Genomic DNA, 17,671 nt, shown 5'->3' with positions numbered 1-17,671 from the left:
ACCGTCTCTAAGAGATTGAATGGGCGGCAGTGGCTCAGAGCCTGGAGCCGCCATCCACGCGCAGCGTGTCGCCGGTGATCCAGCGTGCCTGGTCCTGGTCTACCACCGGTTCGCCGCCGCGCGTCTCGATTCGATGACGGTGCGCATCGACACGTTTGGCAGCCACCTGCAGGCGATCGAGGCCAACGGCTATCGCATCGTGCCGCTCGCCGACGTCGTACGCTGGCACGAGGGCCAGCGCGATGCCGTGCCGGCGCGCGCGGTCGCGATCACGGTCGATGACGGCCACCGCTCCGTCTATGAGGTGCTGCGTCCGTTGCTGGCAGCGCATCCGGTGCCGGTCACGCTGTTCATTTATCCATCGGCCCTCTCCAATGCCCGCTACGCGATGACGTGGGACCAACTTCGCACGCTCGGGCAGGCCAGCGGATTCGACATCGAGTCGCATACGGTCTGGCATCCGAGTTTCCGCACCGAGCGCGCCCGGCTCGAGGCCGAAACCAGCCAGCCGGTCAGGCTGCTGGCCTGGCCGTTCGGCATCCACGATGCGCTGACCGATGAGCTCGCCGTTCGCGAAGGCTACGTCGCGGCGTTCACGCTCGATGCGCGTCCCGTTCGTGTCACCGACCCGGCCATGGCGCTGCCGCGCTATCTGATGACGGACGCGTGCGATAGACGATGCATGAACGAATTGCTGAGAACCGCCGAAGGAAGCCGTGATTAAGCGTCTGTTCGTCTGCCTGCTCGTGTCGCTTGCCGGTTTCGCCGCCGAGGCGGCGCCGGTCGCGATCATGGTCGTCGATGCGACGAGCGGGCGCCCGCTGGCCGGTGCGATCGGCCATGCGGCGGGCGTGAGCCGGACCGCGGATCGCGATGGTGCGCTTTCACTGGAGCTCGATGCGGGCGGTACACGCGTCAGCGTGCGTGCAGCGGGTTACGCGCGAACGGAAGTCACGCTGACGCCGGCCGCGGTCGCGCACACGATCCGCATGACGCCGATGCGCCCGAAGGCCGTCTACCTGTCCGCTTACGGTGTTGCGGATCGCGCGCTGCGCGACGCGGCGCTGGCCCTCCAGAACAAGACGGCGATCAATGCGCTCGTCATCGACGTGAAGGGTGACAGCGGCGTGACGCCTTATCGCAGTCAGGCACGCGAAATTGTCGGCGCCGCGAACAATGTATCCGGCGCGATCGTTCGTCCGCCCGATCTGCCGAATCTGCTGCGGACGTTCCACGCACGCGGCCTTTACCTGATCGCGCGCATCGTCGTGTTCAAGGACGATCCGCTCGCGCGCGCTCATCCAGAGTGGGCCGTGCGCGATGCAGCCGGCGAGATCTGGCAGGACCGCGAGCATCAGCGCTGGATCGACCCGACGTCGCGCGCGGCCTGGCAACACAATTACGATGTTGCCGAAGAGGCGGCCCGCATGGGTTTCGACGAAATCCAGTTCGACTACCTGCGGTTTCCCGACGCCAACGGCCCGCGGTTCGCCGAGCCGAATACCGAGGCCAACCGGGTCGCCGCGCTCAGCGGATTCCTGACCGGCGCACGCGCGCGGCTGCAGCCGTACAACCTCTACCTGTCGGCCGATATTTTCGGGTACGTCTGCTGGAACGCGGACGATACGGCAATCGGACAGCGGCTCGATGCGCTCGTGCGGGTGGTGGACTACGTGTCGCCGATGCTGTATCCGTCCGGCTTCACATGGGGCCTGCCCGGTTGCCGGAAACCGACCGAGCATCCGGGCGAGATCGTTTCGCGGTCGCTGGAGGAGGCGAAGCGCCGCACCGGGTTGTGACACGCCGCTTCGCGATCGTGCTGACGAGCCGGTTATATCCCGACGAAACCGGCACGGCGATGCCACTGCGCGCGCTCGTGCTCGGCATCACATCGAGCGAGACCGCGCCGGTGACGTCGTCGCGGATTGCGACGCGCGTGCCCGAGATGGCGGCGGCCGTCGCGCGAGCCGCCCGCTTGCCGATATCGCGCGGGCCGGTATAGACCGGTATCGACGTACTGGCGGCGAGCGGGTTCGCGGCCGTGGCGGGCAAGCACATTGCGCTCGTCACGAATCGCTGCGGGTTTGACCGGCTTGGCCGGCGCACGGTCGACCTGCTCGCGCAGGCGCGGGACGCGCGGCTCGTCGCGCTGTTCGCGCCCGAGCACGGGCTCGGCACCGACGTCGACGAAACGTTCAGCGACACGCTCGACGGCGCGACCGGTCTGGTCGTTCACAGCCTCTATGGCGAGCGCCGCAGGATCGCGCCGGCGCTGCTCGCCGATGCCGACGTGCTGGTGATCGACCTGCAGGATGCGGGCGTACGCTTCTTCACGTACCTGGCCACACTCGGTTACGCGCTCGAAGCCGCCGCCGCCGCGCATCGCCCGGTGCTCGTGCTCGATCGGCCGGACCCGCTGGGCGGCGATGTATTCGGCGGCCCCGTGGCCGATGCCGGGCCAACGACGTTCACCGGTTATTACCCGTTGCCGCTGCAGCCCGGCATGACGCTCGGCGAACTGGCACGGCTGTTCAACGACCGCCTGCATATCGGCACCGCGCTGACCGTGGTGCCGATGGCGAACTACGTACGCACGATGCGCTTCGACGATACCGGGCTCGGCCGTGTGCCGCCATCGCCGAACCTGCGCGACGGCGCCGCGCTGTCGCTGTACCCGGAGACCGGCCTCATCGAGGGGGCGGCGATCAGTGTCGGCCGCGGCACGGCGACGCCGTTCAGCGTGGTGGGCGCGCCGTGGATCGATGCGCGTCGCCTCGCGGACGATCTTCGCGCGATGCGGCTCGATGCAACGTTCTCGCCGGTCAGATTCGTGCCGACGGAAGGGCCGTATCGGGGCAGCGTGTGCGAAGGCGTGCGCATCGAACGGTCGCCCGGCGCTGCACGGCCGGGCAAGCTCGGGCTGGCGCTCGCACTGGCGCTGCGCCGGCGTTATCCGGCGCAGTTCAGCATCGACGCGATACGGGCATCGGTCGGCTCGCGCGAGGTGGCGGACATGCTCGAAGCGGGGCGGCCGCTCGACGAGATCGAGCGGGCGGTCGATGCTCAGGATACGGCGTTCGCCGGTGAGCGGGCCGCGTTTCTGCTGTACTGAGCGCGTGGCGAACGGACGGAGGACGTGACGCCTGTAGGCGCGCGGCGGCGTCTGCGCAATATCGAACGCGCTGCCTGCAACAGTTCGGTGCGGGAGCTATCTGCCGAGACAAGGCGAATGCGCCGGGCGCCGGTTCCGATTCAGAATGCGGCGATCTGCATTGCAAACACGAACAACATCAGCGTGAATTCGTGGCCGGCCTGCGACAGTTGCGCGAAATGCCAGCCATGCTGGTTCACCCAATAGCCGATCCGGTCAACCTCATAGCCGGCCGATGAAACGGCGGCGGCCAGCTAGTCGGTCGTCGACGCGGACGAACAGACTGTGCGACGAGCGGCAACGGTCCGCCGACGCGGCTGACGCAGGCGATCGGCACGGCGCACATGCGGGATGTCATTCCGCGCCGTGCGGAGGATGGCCGCGCCGGAACGTCAACCGGCGTTCGTTGAGGAGCGCGTGCCAATCGAGCTTCATCAACGCGAACACGACGCCGAGCAACACCAGTTGCGTGACGACGAAGTATCCGCCGAGGTAACTGCCTTCGAATCCCAGACTCCACGTCCGGCCGCGTCGACGCGAAGCGGCCGAGGTGCGCCCAGATCGCAAAGGTCGTGGCACGGCCGACGAAGAACGCCGCGGCGATGATCCTGAGCGGCAGTCCGGAAAGGCCGTATGCGATGAACAGATAGTTCGACGGAAGCGGGCTTCCGCCAGTCAAGGCTTCCCGCGCATTCCGGTGGCTTCCGTAAACGTGTCGTAGATCGCTGATTTTAAAGCGATTTGTGGGTAGCCGCATGCTTGCGGCTTCCCCTCGCGTCCCGCACAATTTCCGCACGAAGTATGGGTAGCGGCGTGGGTTTTGTGGGTAGGAAAGGAGGGCGATATGGCGGGACGACAATTGCATCGACTCAGCGCGCTGCGCGCTGCGAAGGCGGTGAATCCCGGGCATTACTCGGACGGTGGCGGCCTCTACATGCAGATTGCAGACAGCGGCGCGCGCTCATGGGTGTTTCGCTTCAAGCTCGATGGTCGCGTGCGCGAAATGGGCCTTGGACCGCTGTCGCGAGTCTCGCTTGGGGAAGCCCGGAAACTGGCCATCGGATATCGCGAGATGGTCGGTAACCAGATCGATCCCATCCTCGCCCGGCGCGAAGAGCAGCGTCGGCGACAGCTTGATATCTCGGTCGACGCCAATGTGACGTTCCGTGAGGCGGCTGAAGCGTTCATCCGCGCACGTGAACCGGAATGGCGAAACCGCAAGCATGTCCAGCAATGGGGCAATACACTGGAGACCTACGCCTATCCCGTTATCGGCGATGCGCGCGTGCGCGACATCGACATCGCGATGATTGTGCGTATCCTGCAGCCGATCTGGACCAAAAAGGCAGAAACGGCACGCCGGGTGCGCGGTCGCATCAAGGCGATCCTCGACGCGGAGACCGTGATGGGGCACCGCACCGGCGGCAACCCTGCTCGGTACGTTGACCATCTCCAACTGGTGTTGCCGCGCTCGAAGAAACGCTCGCAGATAAAGCATCATCCTGCGCTGCCTTGGGAAGACCTGCCGACGTTCGTCCGTGAACTGGAACTCCGTCCCCGGCGCGCGGCACGGGTACTGCACCTGCTTATTCTCACGGCGACTCGCACGAACGAGGCACGGTTTGCACGGGTCGACGAATTTGATCTCGACAGTCGCGTCTGGAGCATCTCGGGCGATCGCACGAAAAGCGGTCGGCCGCTTCGCGTGCCGCTTTGTGAGCGAGCCGTCGAAGTTGTCCGTGCTGCGCTACCCAAGGCTAAATATGGTTATCTGTTTCCCGGTTGCACGGAAGGACGCCCGTTGTCGAACATGGCAATGCTGGCCCTGTTGAAACGCATGTCGTACTCTGGGATCACTGTGCACGGTTTCCGGTCGACATTTCGTGACTGGGTCGCCGAATGCACCGACTATCCGGACTCTTTGGCAGAAGAAGCCTTGGCGCACATCATTACTTCGCAGACGATAGCGGCTTATCGGCGTCGCGATCAACTCGAAAGACGGCGGCTCATGATGGAAGACTGGGGGGCGTATTGTTCAGGCGGACGCACGCTTGAAGCGTCAATGGCATCGGTCATGCCGCAAACGTTCGCTGCCTAAATCGACGCTGCCTTTGTTCCGGAAACGGTGCTGCGAGCCGGGCGGGTTCGCACTTGCCCGATATCGCGAGTGCGAGGCAGTGTCGTCGGCATGTCGCCTGATCCTGATGCAATGCAGGCCGCATTAATCGACATCTGGTGGTATCGCTGCTATGTGTGAAATAGAGTCGCCGCCGAGACGAACGGCATGGATTCCGAAGGACCGCAGGGAGTCTTCACCGTTGGTCAGCTAAGGCGGATCTGAATCGGTTGGGCCGGCACGGCTTGATACAGATCAACCGGACCCGCAGTATGAAGCTGCGGGCCCCAAAGCGGGTCGGTAGGACGACCGATCGCTACGCTGCCGTGATCATTCAGCGATCAAGAAGCGATCGCGTTTCTTACCCTTGATCCATGACGGTTCGCGGCCACGCCCGCTCCACGTCTTGCCCGTTTTCGGATCCTGATACTTCGGCGTTGCAGGTTGGCTGCCATTCGCGCTACGTACGCGCTTACGGCCGAAGATCTGGTCCGGCGTGAGTCCGTACTCTTGAACCCGCGCGCGAACTTCTTCAAGCACGGTCGCTAGTTCGGCCTGCCGAGCTTCTTCCGCTTGCACGAGCAGTGCTTCAGCCTTGGCTTTCAACTCTTGATAGGTGGCCATTCTTCACTCCACGTGGTTAAAAGAAACAGTATTGAAATGGTCGTTTCGAAGAGCCCAATTCAGCGCGACGCATCGGGTCTGCAACATATCATTGCCGGCAGCGCAATTGGAACGATTGCGCGATTCTCTCATCGTTTGGACCAGGAGTCGATCATTTATCGTCTCCGAGACTGCGAATTTGGTGGGACATCGAAGCCGTACATTGGACTATTGCAGTTGGGTATGCAAATTGCCGACGATCATCAGCAAACAGTTGTGCGACCGTACGTCGCCCACCGATGTACGGTCAACCGCTCTGATCCGGCAGGGGGCGGCGGCCCTCTCTATTGGATTACGTCCCAGGCACAATGAGGAGAGCTATTTTTGTATTCGCCAGGCCGTGCCAAAGAGTAAAACGTCAGACAAACCACGTTATTTTTCTGGACGTGCGTGATCTCGTGCACCTGACAGCCCCGACTCTACACCAATGTTTTGATTGGACGTTCCGTTTTTTCATATCGTTCAACTTCGCAGACGCGCTGATCGGTGCCCCCCAATCTTCACAGTTGACACTGTTGCGAGAAGGAACGAAAAAAGATGAACTGATTTGTGCCGGTGCGATGAGTCCGGCCAGGTCGGTGCATCATCGGTCCGATTTCTCGCGGTGTGTGGAGTACATATCGCCACGTTCGAGGCGAGGCCTGCTATGGAGCAACGCGATAATGTTTGGCGATCGAGTGATACAAGCGCATGCTCGGCACCGGCCTGCGATTGCGCGACCTTACAGATTCGGTTGCGAAGGGCCGAAACGCAGATTCGTCGTCTCACAAGATGCGTTCAACTGAAAGACGAGAAGCTGTGCGAGCTTGGCAAGGTCCTAGCGAACTCGGCGACCGCGCACTACTGCGTTGAAGAGCGATTGCAGCGTGAACTTGACGCGCTGCGGATAGATCTGCCGGCCGACGTACCAAGCGATCACGACGGTCATGTTGATGGCAATTCGATGAGAGGCGGTGTAGTCGTTCGCCTGCCTTACCTGACCGCGATCCTCTCAGTGTTGTTCGAAGCGATGCATGTGTTCTGGGCGGACTGCGGTGACGGCCGCCTGCCAAAATCTTCGACTGTCGCTCGTGCGATTGATGAACGTCTCGGACTGAGGGCACAGGCAAGCGGCGAAGGTTCACGGACCGGTCAGGCCTACGCCTCCGCCATCCGGCCGGATTGGGTAAAGGATGCGGATAACCGGCATCACCACCGGCGATCCACATCCTAGTTGTAGTCGTGGAAGTCGAGCGCACTAATTTCGGCGAAGCGCGACGGTCGCCGACGGGACGGGATCTATTGCACGTCTGCCGCGCAACGAGCAGCGCGTGGTACCGTCCCCACCACCGAGCCACGAACATTCGGCGTGAGCGGACCATGCCACGTGATTGAAGATCGGAGACTATCGAGATCGGATCCAAGTTTGGCGAACGCGGCGGGCGTGAGATCAATGGCACAAACGACGAACGGAGAGCTAGCGGTCTCCGGATGAGGTCCCACATACTGAAGATCGAGGCCAAAGCGGCGATACAGTCGTGCGATGGCCTGGGTGACGACACCAATGATGCAGGTCGCGCCGAGGGATACGGCGACGGCCATAACATAGGGAAAGAGTTGCATGCCCGAGCCGGCGAACCGCGATAGCTCCCATACGGTGGGTGACGAGGGAAAATCGAGGCTCGACGAGCGAGGAAGTAGTTCTCGGAGCAGGTACGGGGCGGTAGTTGGCATCAGACGTGCGCAACCACATATCTGCCCTTCGGAAGTGAGTTCAACAACCTGAATGGTGTTTTCGCCATCGAAGTGATCCCATTCTATGGTTTCATTTTCCTTAACATCGGGTAGCGGCCAGCCGAGGCGGCGCACGAACACGTCGTACCGGAACGCACCGAGTCCATCACGAAGTTCAAGCGGCAAGTCGCACAACCTACCCGCGATAATGAGTGGCATTTGCGTTCTCCATCGTTTATCGATGGGCGCCACCGTATCAAGTCGAGGCAACAACAGGAACTAGTTAGGTAGGGAGGAGGTGAAAATGAATATTGACCGCACATTATCCGTGCGAGATTGAATATCTCTGGCTGATCCAGAATTATTCAATATATGGGATTCGAGGGGGCGGGGGCATGGTTAAATCATGTCAGCGACACGCTTACACGCGGGCAACTTTGACTGAAAATAAGATGGCTAATCAAGGAGGCCGTAATTGGAGGCAATGACGGCGGCTGCTATCCTGCTATTCACGTTCAGGACCCTCATTGCTTCAGTGATATGATATTCGACAGTATGGCGTGATATTTCGAGAATCATGCAGATATCCGACGATGTTTTTCCTTGTGCGACCCATGAAAGACATTGGCGCTGACGCGGGGAAAGCTGAATGAATTCCTTCGAGTGGGGAGGGGCGAGCCGATCCAGCTCCAAACGAAATAGATTGCTGATTACGCTCGCGAGCTGCCGGCTCGTCTCTGCATTGATACGGGATGACGACCCAGACAGATTGATGAGCAAAACACTGCCCCCGACCTCACGAATTGGAATGCTCAGCCCGTTTTTGAGTCCGGCGTCGCATGCTTCCACAAGCACATGTCGCTCATCGTGGTTCAAGTCGGTAATATCACCCCAGCGATAAGGTCCGGAGGAGGTAAAAGCCGCTCGATGTACGGGATCGACGAGGCCATAGTTGTGCTGTAGATAGTGCTGCACCCAGTTGTTGGGATAATGCGAGCAGATTGCCTCCATTGACATGCTGGGTCTAGAGCGGATGCATGTCAGGGCGATCCGCGTGACGGCGTAACATGGAAAACCCAATGGAAGCACCGCATTGCCAAGCAAGTCGGAAAGTGAAGAAATATCCTTTGCATCGGTAAAGAGAGACAGGATTGGCGCCATTCGGGTGGCTAATGTGACATTCCACGGTGGCGGCTTGGACGCTTTTTTGCTTGTGCGATGCCGAAATCGCGTTCTCATGACTTCTACCTCACTTATTGCCTAGTGGTATTCAAGAGAAATGCTGGAGCAGGGCGCCAGCAATGTGGCAACGACTCCGGCAAACGGTATAGTAGTGGGGTACTGAATACCCGCGTACCCGCTAAGCGATGGCCGACGTCGGAGGTCACATCGAGATGGACGTTGGGTGCGTAGCTAGTGTGGAGTCTAATGGTTAGAATAGGAACGTCATCCAATAGATTGTAATAATTTAATACGCGATTTTATTTTTAAAAGTCACCGTCTCGGAACGAGAACGATATTGCAACGTATTTAGCGACCACGTGCCGCGCCATCAGCGAAATTTCCTGAATTCAACGATCCTGTTAGCGAACGAAGAGTGCTGCCGCGGAAAATCCTCCCACTCCGCGGGCGCATAGCAGGAAAGGCTTACCGGGAACCAGATCATCGCAGTCGGCGAGATTGATGAATGGATCGCTGACCGTCACATGCGCGACGCGGGCAAAGTTGTCAGTAAACAGGCATCTTGCTGGAAGGCCAAGCGATGCGACAGTTCGGCGCCAGGTTGGCAGATCAAGATGGGAAGGCAAGATGCGCTGAATCTCGGTTGGGGGCACATTTGCTTCGGCGCTCGTTTGCGTCGCGAGTCGACGCGCCGCAAAGAAGTACTGAGCCGCGAAACGCGATTCATCTTCTCCCAGTGTGCCTCGCCAACCTTCTCCACTCGCGTGAAAGGCCAGCGCGACCAATCGATTGATCGAGGCATTGCGTTCGACGAGCACAGCACATGCGCCGTCGCTGAGCAATCCGGCCCCGGCTATTGACCGGTCGCTTGCGAGGGGCATGACGTCTGCGCCGACCAGCAGGCCGCGGTTGATGGCGGGACGGGCGGTAAACATCGCGCGAATGATTCGTAGCGCGCCCAGTGATGAGGCGCAATGCTGCTGTGCAAACGAAAATGCCTCCGCTTGCTTGAAACCAAAGTGTTCGCATAGCAGGCGTGGCAGGGATAGCGGCGGAGGGGCGACGCTGCCCTGAAGCGTATGAACGTAGACGAGAAAGTCGATCGTGTCGGGTCCAAGCTGGGTCGCACGAACGAGCGATTTGATGGCGTTCGTGGCTAGCGAAAGCGCAGTCTGTCCCCGAGCGTCATAGAACGAGCGCACCCCCGCTTTTTCGAGGCGTTTGACGGTCTCGGCAGACTGCTTCGTTCGTTGGGCCCAGCTGCGGACATCCTCGGCCGGCTCAGGCAGATAGTAAGCGGTATGGGCGATCCCGATAGAAGCGCTCATGGCGGATTGAGATATAAGAGCGGCCTGCCATGCGATTCGAACAGTGCGCAACCGACGAAGCCGCCCAGGCCGATGCCCCACGTCAGGATTCGATCGCACACTGACAGATCGTGAGATTCGAGTGCATCGGCGAGCTGCACGATAGGTTCGGCTGCACCCAAATGGGCGCGGCGGCGGTCGGAAAACTCAATGACACGGCGATTGAGATGTCGGCAAATACCTTCATCAAGTTGCGGATCTATCCCTGCTCCTACGACGGTGCCAATGTCGTTCGGTTGAAGCGCGTGCCGGCGTAGTATCGCGTCGATCGTTGATCGCAGCGCCGGAACCCAATCTGTGCGGATATCTAGGCTTGAGAGCGGGGCGGGTGTCGCGAACCGGTGGAGGCGGCTGGCGCGTGCGTCGATCACCACCAGTCCGCAAGACGCGGGTCTGGAGCGTTCCACCAGGATGGCACCGGCTGCGTCGCCCTGCACGATTCCCTGATCTGTCCATCGTGAGAATGGCGGACACCACTTTTCTGCAGCGACGATCAAGATGGCGTGGATTTCTGGCTCCGCAATCAGCAGATCACTCGCCAGCTGGAGCGCTGTGAATGTGGAGACCCCCTGCTGTTGGGAGACGGAGAATGGGAAGCAGGGCGTGCCGATTACTGCGCGCAAGCGTCCGGCGGTCGTTGTGGACACATGCTCGTTGAGGCTACTGTGACTGAACATGGCAATATCGATCGGCGCTGCATTGGCTGGCCGTGCAGCACATATTGTCTGCGCCACTTTCGCGGCGAGTCCGGATAGATCCGTATCGCGCTCAACGGGGACACAACGACATTCGTACGGCGCTGCGCTGATTGCAGCGCTTCTGGTTGAAGCTGCCTTCCTTGTGGGGTGGGGGGCGTAATCCGCTTGCCACGACGCGACCCAAACGTGCCAACCGGACCGTATCGGAGCACCGAGCGTTGGCTCGATTCCGCACTCACGATGTACAGCGACTGTGCGCGGCACATAGCTGGCAAGTGCCGTGATCACGGGTGCATTCATGGCGCGCGTGGTAGCACGAGGTCCTCGGGCAGCAGGTCGTAAAGGAGCCGCCCGACGCGAGTACCATCGACGAGATGACAGTCTCGTTGCAGTCCGATCAGACGAAAACCCAAACGCGCGAGCAGACGTTGCGACGGAACATTGCAGTCGACAGCCCATGCGGTGATGCACCGCAGCCGATCACGGACGAACGCTTCATGAAGGAGGTACGTGGCGGCGTTGTAAGCCATATTGACGCAGGCTGGCCGCAACCGGTCGCGAAGGATCCAGAATGAGCCTGTCGCGAAGCGATGGGTGACATCACTGACGGCGACCACACCGCTCGATACCGGATAGCCAGCCGAACCGAACACGCGTATTCGATGCTGTCTGCTATGGACCATCGCTTGTACCGCCAATGCGGGCAGGGCTTGGCGGCCGAGCCCGAAGTCGAACCATCGACTGATGGTCGGCTGCGCGAGCCACGCGACGATGTCGTCGATGTCATTCGACTCTGGTTCGCGTAACCAGCACGTGGAGGACGTTACATGCGTTGCAGCATTGTCCACCGAGGGCTGAAGCGTGCCGTCCGTAGGGGCGCAACCACTCATCCGTCGACCTCCTTATTCGCGACCCGCGGCTCCGCGAGCCAGCCGAGCGCTGTGTCGATGCGCTGTAGCAGGAAGGCAAACCAGTGGCCCGTCTGGAAGCGGGCTGCCGGCGGGAGGCCTTCAACATAACCGTGACCGCCGCAAAGCTGCACGAATTCACGACTGACGTTGACCGACTCGGCCGCGACGTGTCGCAGTAACTGACGAATCAGCAAGACCGGCGCCGACGGGCGGGTCGCACTGACCGCTTGTAGAAAAAGATGGGTGCCATGGGCGGCGATCAGCATATCGGATAATCGCGCCGCGACGAGTTGATGGTTTGACAACGGCTTTCGGAACGCTTGCCGAGTTGCCGCGTAATCGAACGCGAATCGGACGCTATGTTGCATGGCGCCCGTCAAGAGCGCAGCGAGATAGAGGCCGATTTCCGTCATGTACGTTTGCGCGGGAGGAACGCTATCGCTGTCGGCCCGCGCAATCACGGCGAGCGGCGTTTCGGCCGCGGCCTCGTCATAATGCAATTGCTCCAATACAAGGGCGCCGAGCGTGGCGATGCCTGTCGATCTCGAAGATCGCCGATCATGTGGGCGCTCGGTGAGGAGGAGGCGCCGCTTGTCATCTAACCGCATGGTGAGGGTCACCGCGCCGCCCAGTGGACCAAGTTGCCATATTGTTGCGTTTTGGATGCCCGGCACGGACAACGCGATCGCTGTTGTGCCATCGAAATACGCCTGAACAGGCCGAGCCAGAACCGGACCGAGCGCATTGTGCGTCCGGAGTACCATGAGCGCGGGTGCTGTCAGCGTCAATTCCAACGCACGCTCGAGCGGTCCAGCGGCGAGCGCTTCGACAACAAGTGCCAGACCGTGTCGATCGATTCCCAGGCCGCCGGCTTCCTCGGGTAAAACCATTGCACCAAGATCAAGTGTTGCGGCAGCGAGTCTGACGGTTTCTTGCCACGCTGCTACGCTGGGTGAACCGGCAAGCAAGGGTTCCAGTCGGTCGCGCGCGAACCGTTGGCTCGCGATATAGAGGTTGCGTTGATCAGCGGTCAGTGCCCACGGTGCCGGAGCTGGCCCCGGCGGGAAGGAATCAGGGGAGAACATCACAATCCTCCACAAAGAACGAGGGTGGTCAGACGAGCATCTCGATCGCGTCAGGGTGGCCGAGAAAGTCCCTAGGGCTGGCCGAGCGTCCATACGCACCCGATTGGAAGACGACCACAAAGTCTCCAATGCGCGCTTCGGGAAGCAGCACGTCGTCGGCGATCCGGTCGAGCGGCGTGCACAGGCATCCGACGATGTGGCAACGCTCCGTAGGGGCTTGTGTCTGGCGATTCCCGATGGCGACTGGAAAATTGCGGCGCAGGATCTGCCCGAAGTTTCCGGATGCAGCCAGGTGGTGGTGCAGGCCACCATCGGTGATCAGGAACGTTCGGTTTCGGGAAACCTTGCGATCGATGACGCGGCACACGTAGATGCCGGCTTCCCCGACCAGATATCGTCCAAATTCCAGGACCGTGCGTGTGTCCGGTAAGCGACCGCGGAATACGCCGAGCCAATCGTGCATGGCGTCGGTGACCGCGGCGAGGTCAAGTGGTGTTTCCCCGGCGAAATAGGGGATGCCGAAACCGCCTCCGAAGTTCACGTATTGCGGAGCGAGCGACAGGCCAGCGGCCAATCTCACGGCGAGATCCGCGCTTTTCCGTTGAGCCTTGATGACGGTCGGGGCGTGCAGACACTGGGATCCCCAAAAAATGTGAAAACCGGTCAACGCCACTTCTCTCGCATCGAGCTCGCGCAGTAGCTCGGGCACCTGCTCGGCATCGAGCCCAAAAGGAGTGCCCCCCCCACCCATGCGCATGCCGCTGTGATCGACGTGAAAGTCCGGGTTGACTCGAATGGCGACCTTGGGCTGAACGCCGAGCTCCCAGCCAAGGGCTGTCACGAGGTGCAGCTGAGTAACCGATTCGAGGTGAATGTTGACCCCGCTTGCGACGGCGCGACGCAAGTCGTCGCGACTCTTTCCGGGGCCGGCGAAGCCAATCAGTTCTGCGGGCATGCCCGCATTCAGCGCAAGTTCCATCTCGTTGGCCGATGCCACGTCGAATCCGTCCATCTGTGGCGCGAGGTGATGGACGACCGCGGGCATTGGGTTGGCCTTGATCGAGTAATGCAGGTCGATACCGGCTGGCAGCGTATCGCGCAGCGTGCATACATGTTCGTCGAGCGTTGCGCGATCATAGGCGAAGAATGGTGTGCGCCCTGCGCGATCCGCCAGGCGATTGATCTCGACGCCGCCGACGGTGAGGACGCCTTCACGCTCGCCAAACAGCGCGTTCATGATTGCCTCACTTCGGAGGTGGCGTCAGGACTGGCGAAGGCGGCGCGCAATGCGGCTCGATCGAATTTCCCATTGGGGTTGCGTGGAACCGTCTCGCGAACCACGATGCGATGCGGCACCATGTAGCGCGGCAGATGTTCCACACACCAGGCCTGAAGCGTTTGAGCATCGAAGCCAGTGGCGGCCGGCACGACCAACAGGACGATAGCTTCGCCGAGTTCATCGTCAGCGATGCCGAAGGCAACCGCTTCCGTGACTAGACCGCTGTCGTGAACGACTTCTTCGATCTCTTCCGGGCTGATGCGATAACCAGAACTCTTGATTTGGGCGTCGTTGCGTGCGACGAAGTACAGGAATCCTTCCGCATCTCGCCGTACCAGATCACCTGACCAGACAGCACGATCTCGCGGCGCGCCACCGGGTTTCAGCTCGGGCGAAGGTCGATAGCGCTGGGCTGTGCGTGCCGCGTCATTCCAATAACCGAGCGTGACGCAGGCTCCGACATGGACGAGTTCTCCGGTTTCGTCCGGTCCGCAAGGTGAGCCGTCATCGCGAACGACCAGAATTCGGGCGTTAGGTACGGCTTTCCCGATGGAATCGGGGCGACTATCGACCTCTGAGGGGTCGAGAAACGTGGAGCGAAATGCCTCGGTCAGGCCATACATTAGATAGGGTTTTGCCTGCGGAAACAATGCCCGGAGTTGCTGCAAGACGGGCGTCGGCAGCCTGCCGCCGGTATTCGCGAAGTAGCGCAGCTTCCGGCGTGCCGTTTCGGGCCAGGCCGCACGGGCCAGTTGCATCCACAAGGGCGGTACGCCCGTGATCGCCGTAATGCGTTCGCTCGCGCAGGCATCGATGACGTCTTGCGGTGCCAGATAGTTGATGAGCACGGCGGTGGCTCCCGCCGCCCAGGTAGATGTGAGCTGACTCAGGCCAGCATCGAAACTGAGCGGCAGGGCGGCGAGGATTCGATCGGATGAGACGTTGTTCAGATAGTGAGCAACGCTCCAGGCACCTTCGAGCAGGTTGCGGTGGCTCAGCATCACGCCTTTCGGCACTCCAGTCGAGCCTGATGTGTAGAGAATGGCGGCCAGATCCGTGTCGACATTAGCCGACGCCGGTGATTGTGGTGGATTTTCACTATCGCGCTCCGTGCGATTTCCGCTTGCGGACTCGGGCCAGCTTTGAATGTGCGTTGTTGTTCGGAGATGTCGGCTTGCGGAGTCAGCATCGTCCACGATGATTGTGTTGGAAATGCCGGTAAGACCGTGTTCGTCAAGGACCCGCGCGCGTAGCGCGCTGGTAATCAGGCAATCGGCACCGGAGTCGAGCAGGATGTGAGCGACCTGCTGGGGTTTGAGGAGCGGATTGATAGGAACGAACACGCATTGCGCGGCAGCGGCACCAAGCATCGACACGACGGTTTCGACACGCTTGTCCAGATAGATCGCAATGCGCGCGCCGGCCGTGAATCCACGCGCGTAGAGCGCATTGCCCAGGCCTCGCGCACGGTGAACCAAGTCCTGATAGGTTACGCGAGCGGAGCCGCAGACGAGAGCTTCCGCGTCAGGTGTGCGGTTTGCAGCGGCTTGCACGAGGTCGAGGACGTTTCTCATGATGGTATCCGGATCGAATGTCGAGCGTTGAAAGGGAAATCGTTCGAGTGATCAGTGGCGGACCACCATGGCACCGAAACAGCCAGCGAGGCCACACGAGAACAGCAGCGACCAGCCACCCGGTTCCCGGTTCGAACATGTCTGGAAGTTAATGAAGGGGTCCGCGCCAAAGACGTGACCGATTGGCGCAAAGTTCGCCGTGAAAAGTCGCTCACGAGGAATGGAAAGCATTGTCATCAGCCTGAACCAGCCCGGAAGATTGGCGTGATGAGGCAGTACATGGGTAATCTCGCGTGTAGTGATGCCGGCTTGTTGAATGGCGGCCCGCATGGTCGTGAATGCAGACCAGTAGTACCGGTCGTCGGGAACCGGCTGCAGATCCTCGTCGGTGCCGCGGAAGGATCGTCCGTCTGTGTACACGTGCAGGCCCGCAATGGCGTTTCGATGAGCGCCTCGTTCGAGCAATAGCGCACAAGCACCGTCGCTATGGAGGGCAAGATCCTGGATTGCTCGCAGTCGGTCGCAGTGGGATCCGATCACATCGGCGCAGACCACAATTGCGCGCCGGATGGAGGGCCGTCGCATGGTGAGCGCCTGCAACACACGGATCGCGGCCATTGGCGAGACGCAGTGCTGCTGCGTGACTGAAAATGCCAGCGCACGGTTCAGATCCGTTTGGGACTGAATCTGTTGGGCGGTACTTGCTGGTGGCGCGATAACGCTGGTCTGAATCGTGTGCGTATACACGAACGCATCGATCGTTTCAGGCGCTATTCTGGTGTCGCGCAGCAGGGACGATATAGCGTCGACGGCAAGTGTCACGGGCGATTCGCCAGCCGCGTCGTGGAACTGCGTTACGCCGTTTTCGATCAGCGCACGCGCGCGAGTCGACGGCTGACCACAGCGCTGGGCCCAGCGATGTGCATCCACAGTCCGATCTGGCAGGCTGAACGCGATGCCAGACAGCGCAAGGGAGCTATCTTGTTGCGAGGCAATCATGATCCACCTCGACGAAATTCAAGGAGAGCGCAACCGGCCTGCCCTTGAAAACCGGCAGACCAAACGAGGGCATGTTGCCCCTCGTTAGGGTTGATCGATTGCAGCAGCGCGTCGAGTCGCGCGGGCGTGTCGGCTGCGCAGAAATGGCCGGGCGCGTCCATGCGTATGTGGCAGGCACGTTCGGGCCGCAATCCACAGCGCGTGTGGATTGCGCGAGCCAGATGAGTGTCGATTGGTGCCGGAAGTATCCAGTCGACATTGGCAGGTTGCAAACCCGCGCTTGCGCACGTCTCGCTAATGACGTCCGTGAGCGTTGATGTGTAGACGGGTTCGCGCTCACTAGCGAGAGGCGGGATTCGGGGCGTCCGTACGGTGAGCCCGCTCACGCGCCATCCCGGGCCGGGGTGTCTCGCGATCAGTACGGCAGCGGCCCCGTCACCCATGTCGATCAGTGCACCGATCCGACGTGAGAACGGTCGGCGCCAGCGTTCTGCAGCGACAATCACGACGGTATTTAGCCGGATGTCAGCGGCCATCATCGCCACGGCAATTTCCAACGCCATCAGGAACGATACGCCCTGAAGCTGACCGACCGCGAGCGGGGCGTGGCTTGATCCGAGTTCGCTGTGGAGACGGCAGGCACACGATAATGCTAGATCATGCTCGAAGCTCGTTGTGCATACGATGAACTGATCGAGCGGGCACGTAATGTTCTGAGGCGATGAATCAAGCAGCGCTCGCACCGTGGCAAGTGCCATGTCGGACAATGTCAGGTCAGATTCCACTGCGACCCGGTTATCCGTAGCCAGGGATGCTTGCGGCAATGGAATACCGGCTACGCCGAATGGGGCACCGCTGTCGCGCCACCGCAGCGTATCGGCATACACGGCTTGCATCACGTCCTCACGTGCGGACCCACCTGAAACCAGGAAC

The 17,671-nt window shown here is 61.0% G+C and carries 15 protein-coding genes and 2 pseudogenes; 5 read left to right on the top strand and 12 right to left on the bottom strand.

Annotated features, from left to right (window positions below):
* Positions 1-19 precede the first annotated feature (19 nt).
* The 3 genes and pseudogenes from QZM67_RS12725 to QZM67_RS12715 all read left to right on the top strand — a co-directional run.
* On the top strand, positions 20-724 hold the full coding sequence (locus QZM67_RS12725) for a polysaccharide deacetylase family protein (RefSeq protein WP_301803422.1): 705 nt from the start codon (positions 20-22) through the stop codon (positions 722-724).
* Positions 717-1,799 (top strand): putative glycoside hydrolase, encoded by a 1,083-nt coding sequence (locus tag QZM67_RS12720; RefSeq protein ID WP_301803420.1) that lies wholly within the window; start codon positions 717-719, stop codon positions 1,797-1,799. Before QZM67_RS12725 ends, QZM67_RS12720 begins: the two co-directional genes overlap by 8 nt.
* Positions 1,793-3,112: pseudogene (locus QZM67_RS12715) on the top strand (exo-beta-N-acetylmuramidase NamZ domain-containing protein); the annotation flags it as partial. The gene QZM67_RS12720 and the pseudogene QZM67_RS12715, both read left to right, overlap by 7 nt.
* Positions 3,113-3,505: 393 nt before the next feature.
* Here the strand turns inward: QZM67_RS12715 and QZM67_RS12710 are convergent.
* A pseudogene (locus QZM67_RS12710) lies at positions 3,506-3,818 on the bottom strand (hypothetical protein); the annotation flags it as partial.
* Positions 3,819-3,995: 177 nt separating this feature from the next.
* On the opposite strand from QZM67_RS12710, the gene QZM67_RS12705 reads away from it, so the two are divergent.
* Positions 3,996-5,249 (top strand): site-specific integrase, encoded by a 1,254-nt coding sequence (locus QZM67_RS12705; RefSeq protein WP_301803418.1) that lies wholly within the window; start codon positions 3,996-3,998, stop codon positions 5,247-5,249.
* A gap of 348 nt (positions 5,250-5,597) precedes the next feature.
* Here the strand turns inward: QZM67_RS12705 and QZM67_RS12700 are convergent, their stop codons facing one another.
* Positions 5,598-5,891: an H-NS histone family protein gene (locus tag QZM67_RS12700; RefSeq protein ID WP_301803415.1), complete on the bottom strand. Its 294-nt coding sequence runs from the start codon at positions 5,889-5,891 to the stop codon at positions 5,598-5,600.
* A 685-nt stretch (positions 5,892-6,576) separates the two neighbouring features.
* Between QZM67_RS12700 and QZM67_RS12695 the strand changes: the two genes are divergently transcribed.
* Positions 6,577-7,143, top strand: coding sequence for a hypothetical protein (locus QZM67_RS12695; protein WP_301803412.1), 567 nt, complete (start codon positions 6,577-6,579; stop codon positions 7,141-7,143).
* A gap of 65 nt (positions 7,144-7,208) precedes the next feature.
* Here QZM67_RS12695 and QZM67_RS12690 read toward each other — a convergent pair whose 3' ends face one another.
* The 10 genes from QZM67_RS12690 to QZM67_RS12645 all read right to left on the bottom strand — a co-directional run bounded on the left by QZM67_RS12690 (position 7,209) and on the right by QZM67_RS12645 (position 17,634).
* Complete coding sequence (locus QZM67_RS12690) at positions 7,209-7,862, bottom strand: acyl-homoserine-lactone synthase (protein WP_301803409.1); 654 nt, start codon at positions 7,860-7,862, stop codon at positions 7,209-7,211.
* A gap of 237 nt (positions 7,863-8,099) precedes the next feature.
* Entirely contained in the window at positions 8,100-8,882 is a 783-nt protein-coding gene (locus tag QZM67_RS12685) for an autoinducer binding domain-containing protein (protein WP_301803408.1), read from the bottom strand.
* Between the two features lie 344 nt (positions 8,883-9,226).
* On the bottom strand, positions 9,227-10,153 hold the full coding sequence (locus QZM67_RS12680; protein ID WP_301803406.1) for a 3-oxoacyl-ACP synthase: 927 nt from the start codon (positions 10,151-10,153) through the stop codon (positions 9,227-9,229).
* Complete coding sequence (locus QZM67_RS12675) at positions 10,150-10,869, bottom strand: hypothetical protein (protein ID WP_301803404.1); 720 nt, start codon at positions 10,867-10,869, stop codon at positions 10,150-10,152. The genes QZM67_RS12680 and QZM67_RS12675 overlap by 4 nt, the downstream gene beginning before the upstream one ends.
* Positions 10,870-11,186: 317 nt before the next feature.
* Positions 11,187-11,780 carry a GNAT family N-acetyltransferase gene (locus tag QZM67_RS12670; protein ID WP_301803400.1) on the bottom strand — a complete coding sequence of 198 codons (594 nt, stop codon included), beginning with the start codon at positions 11,778-11,780 and terminating at the stop codon, positions 11,187-11,189.
* On the bottom strand, positions 11,777-12,886 hold the full coding sequence (locus tag QZM67_RS12665) for an acyl-CoA dehydrogenase family protein (RefSeq protein WP_301803397.1): 1,110 nt from the start codon (positions 12,884-12,886) through the stop codon (positions 11,777-11,779). The genes QZM67_RS12670 and QZM67_RS12665 overlap by 4 nt, the downstream gene beginning before the upstream one ends.
* 28 nt (positions 12,887-12,914) lie before the next feature.
* Positions 12,915-14,123 (bottom strand): pyridoxal-dependent decarboxylase, exosortase A system-associated, encoded by a 1,209-nt coding sequence (locus tag QZM67_RS12660; RefSeq protein ID WP_301803395.1) that lies wholly within the window; start codon positions 14,121-14,123, stop codon positions 12,915-12,917.
* Positions 14,120-15,739: an acyl-CoA ligase (AMP-forming), exosortase A system-associated gene (locus tag QZM67_RS12655; RefSeq protein ID WP_301803393.1), complete on the bottom strand. Its 1,620-nt coding sequence runs from the start codon at positions 15,737-15,739 to the stop codon at positions 14,120-14,122. The genes QZM67_RS12660 and QZM67_RS12655 overlap by 4 nt, the downstream gene beginning before the upstream one ends.
* Before the next feature lie 51 nt (positions 15,740-15,790).
* Positions 15,791-16,738: a 3-oxoacyl-[acyl-carrier-protein] synthase III C-terminal domain-containing protein gene (locus QZM67_RS12650; protein WP_301803390.1), complete on the bottom strand. Its 948-nt coding sequence runs from the start codon at positions 16,736-16,738 to the stop codon at positions 15,791-15,793.
* Complete coding sequence (locus QZM67_RS12645; protein WP_301803387.1) at positions 16,735-17,634, bottom strand: 3-oxoacyl-[acyl-carrier-protein] synthase III C-terminal domain-containing protein; 900 nt, start codon at positions 17,632-17,634, stop codon at positions 16,735-16,737. Before QZM67_RS12645 ends, QZM67_RS12650 begins: the two co-directional genes overlap by 4 nt.
* Positions 17,635-17,671: the final 37 nt, after the last annotated feature.

The sequence above is a fragment of the Burkholderia sp. AU45251 genome (assembly GCF_030482905.1).
GTDB lineage: Bacteria > Pseudomonadota > Gammaproteobacteria > Burkholderiales > Burkholderiaceae > Burkholderia > Burkholderia aenigmatica.
This window is presented reverse-complemented; position numbering and strand designations above follow the sequence as displayed.

Coding starts and splice junctions, on each gene's coding strand:
- QZM67_RS12725 (WP_301803422.1), top strand. CDS start 20: ATGGGCGGCAGTGGCTCAGAGCCTGGAGCCGCCATCCACGCGCAGCGT.
- QZM67_RS12705 (WP_301803418.1), top strand. CDS start 3,996: ATGGCGGGACGACAATTGCATCGACTCAGCGCGCTGCGCGCTGCGAAG.
- QZM67_RS12700 (WP_301803415.1), bottom strand. CDS start 5,891: ATGGCCACCTATCAAGAGTTGAAAGCCAAGGCTGAAGCACTGCTCGTG.
- QZM67_RS12695 (WP_301803412.1), top strand. CDS start 6,577: ATGGAGCAACGCGATAATGTTTGGCGATCGAGTGATACAAGCGCATGC.
- QZM67_RS12690 (WP_301803409.1), bottom strand. CDS start 7,862: ATGCCACTCATTATCGCGGGTAGGTTGTGCGACTTGCCGCTTGAACTT.
- QZM67_RS12685 (WP_301803408.1), bottom strand. CDS start 8,882: ATGAGAACGCGATTTCGGCATCGCACAAGCAAAAAAGCGTCCAAGCCG.
- QZM67_RS12680 (WP_301803406.1), bottom strand. CDS start 10,153: ATGAGCGCTTCTATCGGGATCGCCCATACCGCTTACTATCTGCCTGAG.
- QZM67_RS12675 (WP_301803404.1), bottom strand. CDS start 10,869: ATGTTCAGTCACAGTAGCCTCAACGAGCATGTGTCCACAACGACCGCC.
- QZM67_RS12670 (WP_301803400.1), bottom strand. CDS start 11,780: ATGAGTGGTTGCGCCCCTACGGACGGCACGCTTCAGCCCTCGGTGGAC.
- QZM67_RS12665 (WP_301803397.1), bottom strand. CDS start 12,886: ATGTTCTCCCCTGATTCCTTCCCGCCGGGGCCAGCTCCGGCACCGTGG.
- QZM67_RS12660 (WP_301803395.1), bottom strand. CDS start 14,123: ATGAACGCGCTGTTTGGCGAGCGTGAAGGCGTCCTCACCGTCGGCGGC.
- QZM67_RS12655 (WP_301803393.1), bottom strand. CDS start 15,739: ATGAGAAACGTCCTCGACCTCGTGCAAGCCGCTGCAAACCGCACACCT.
- QZM67_RS12650 (WP_301803390.1), bottom strand. CDS start 16,738: ATGATTGCCTCGCAACAAGATAGCTCCCTTGCGCTGTCTGGCATCGCG.
- QZM67_RS12645 (WP_301803387.1), bottom strand. CDS start 17,634: ATGCAAGCCGTGTATGCCGATACGCTGCGGTGGCGCGACAGCGGTGCC.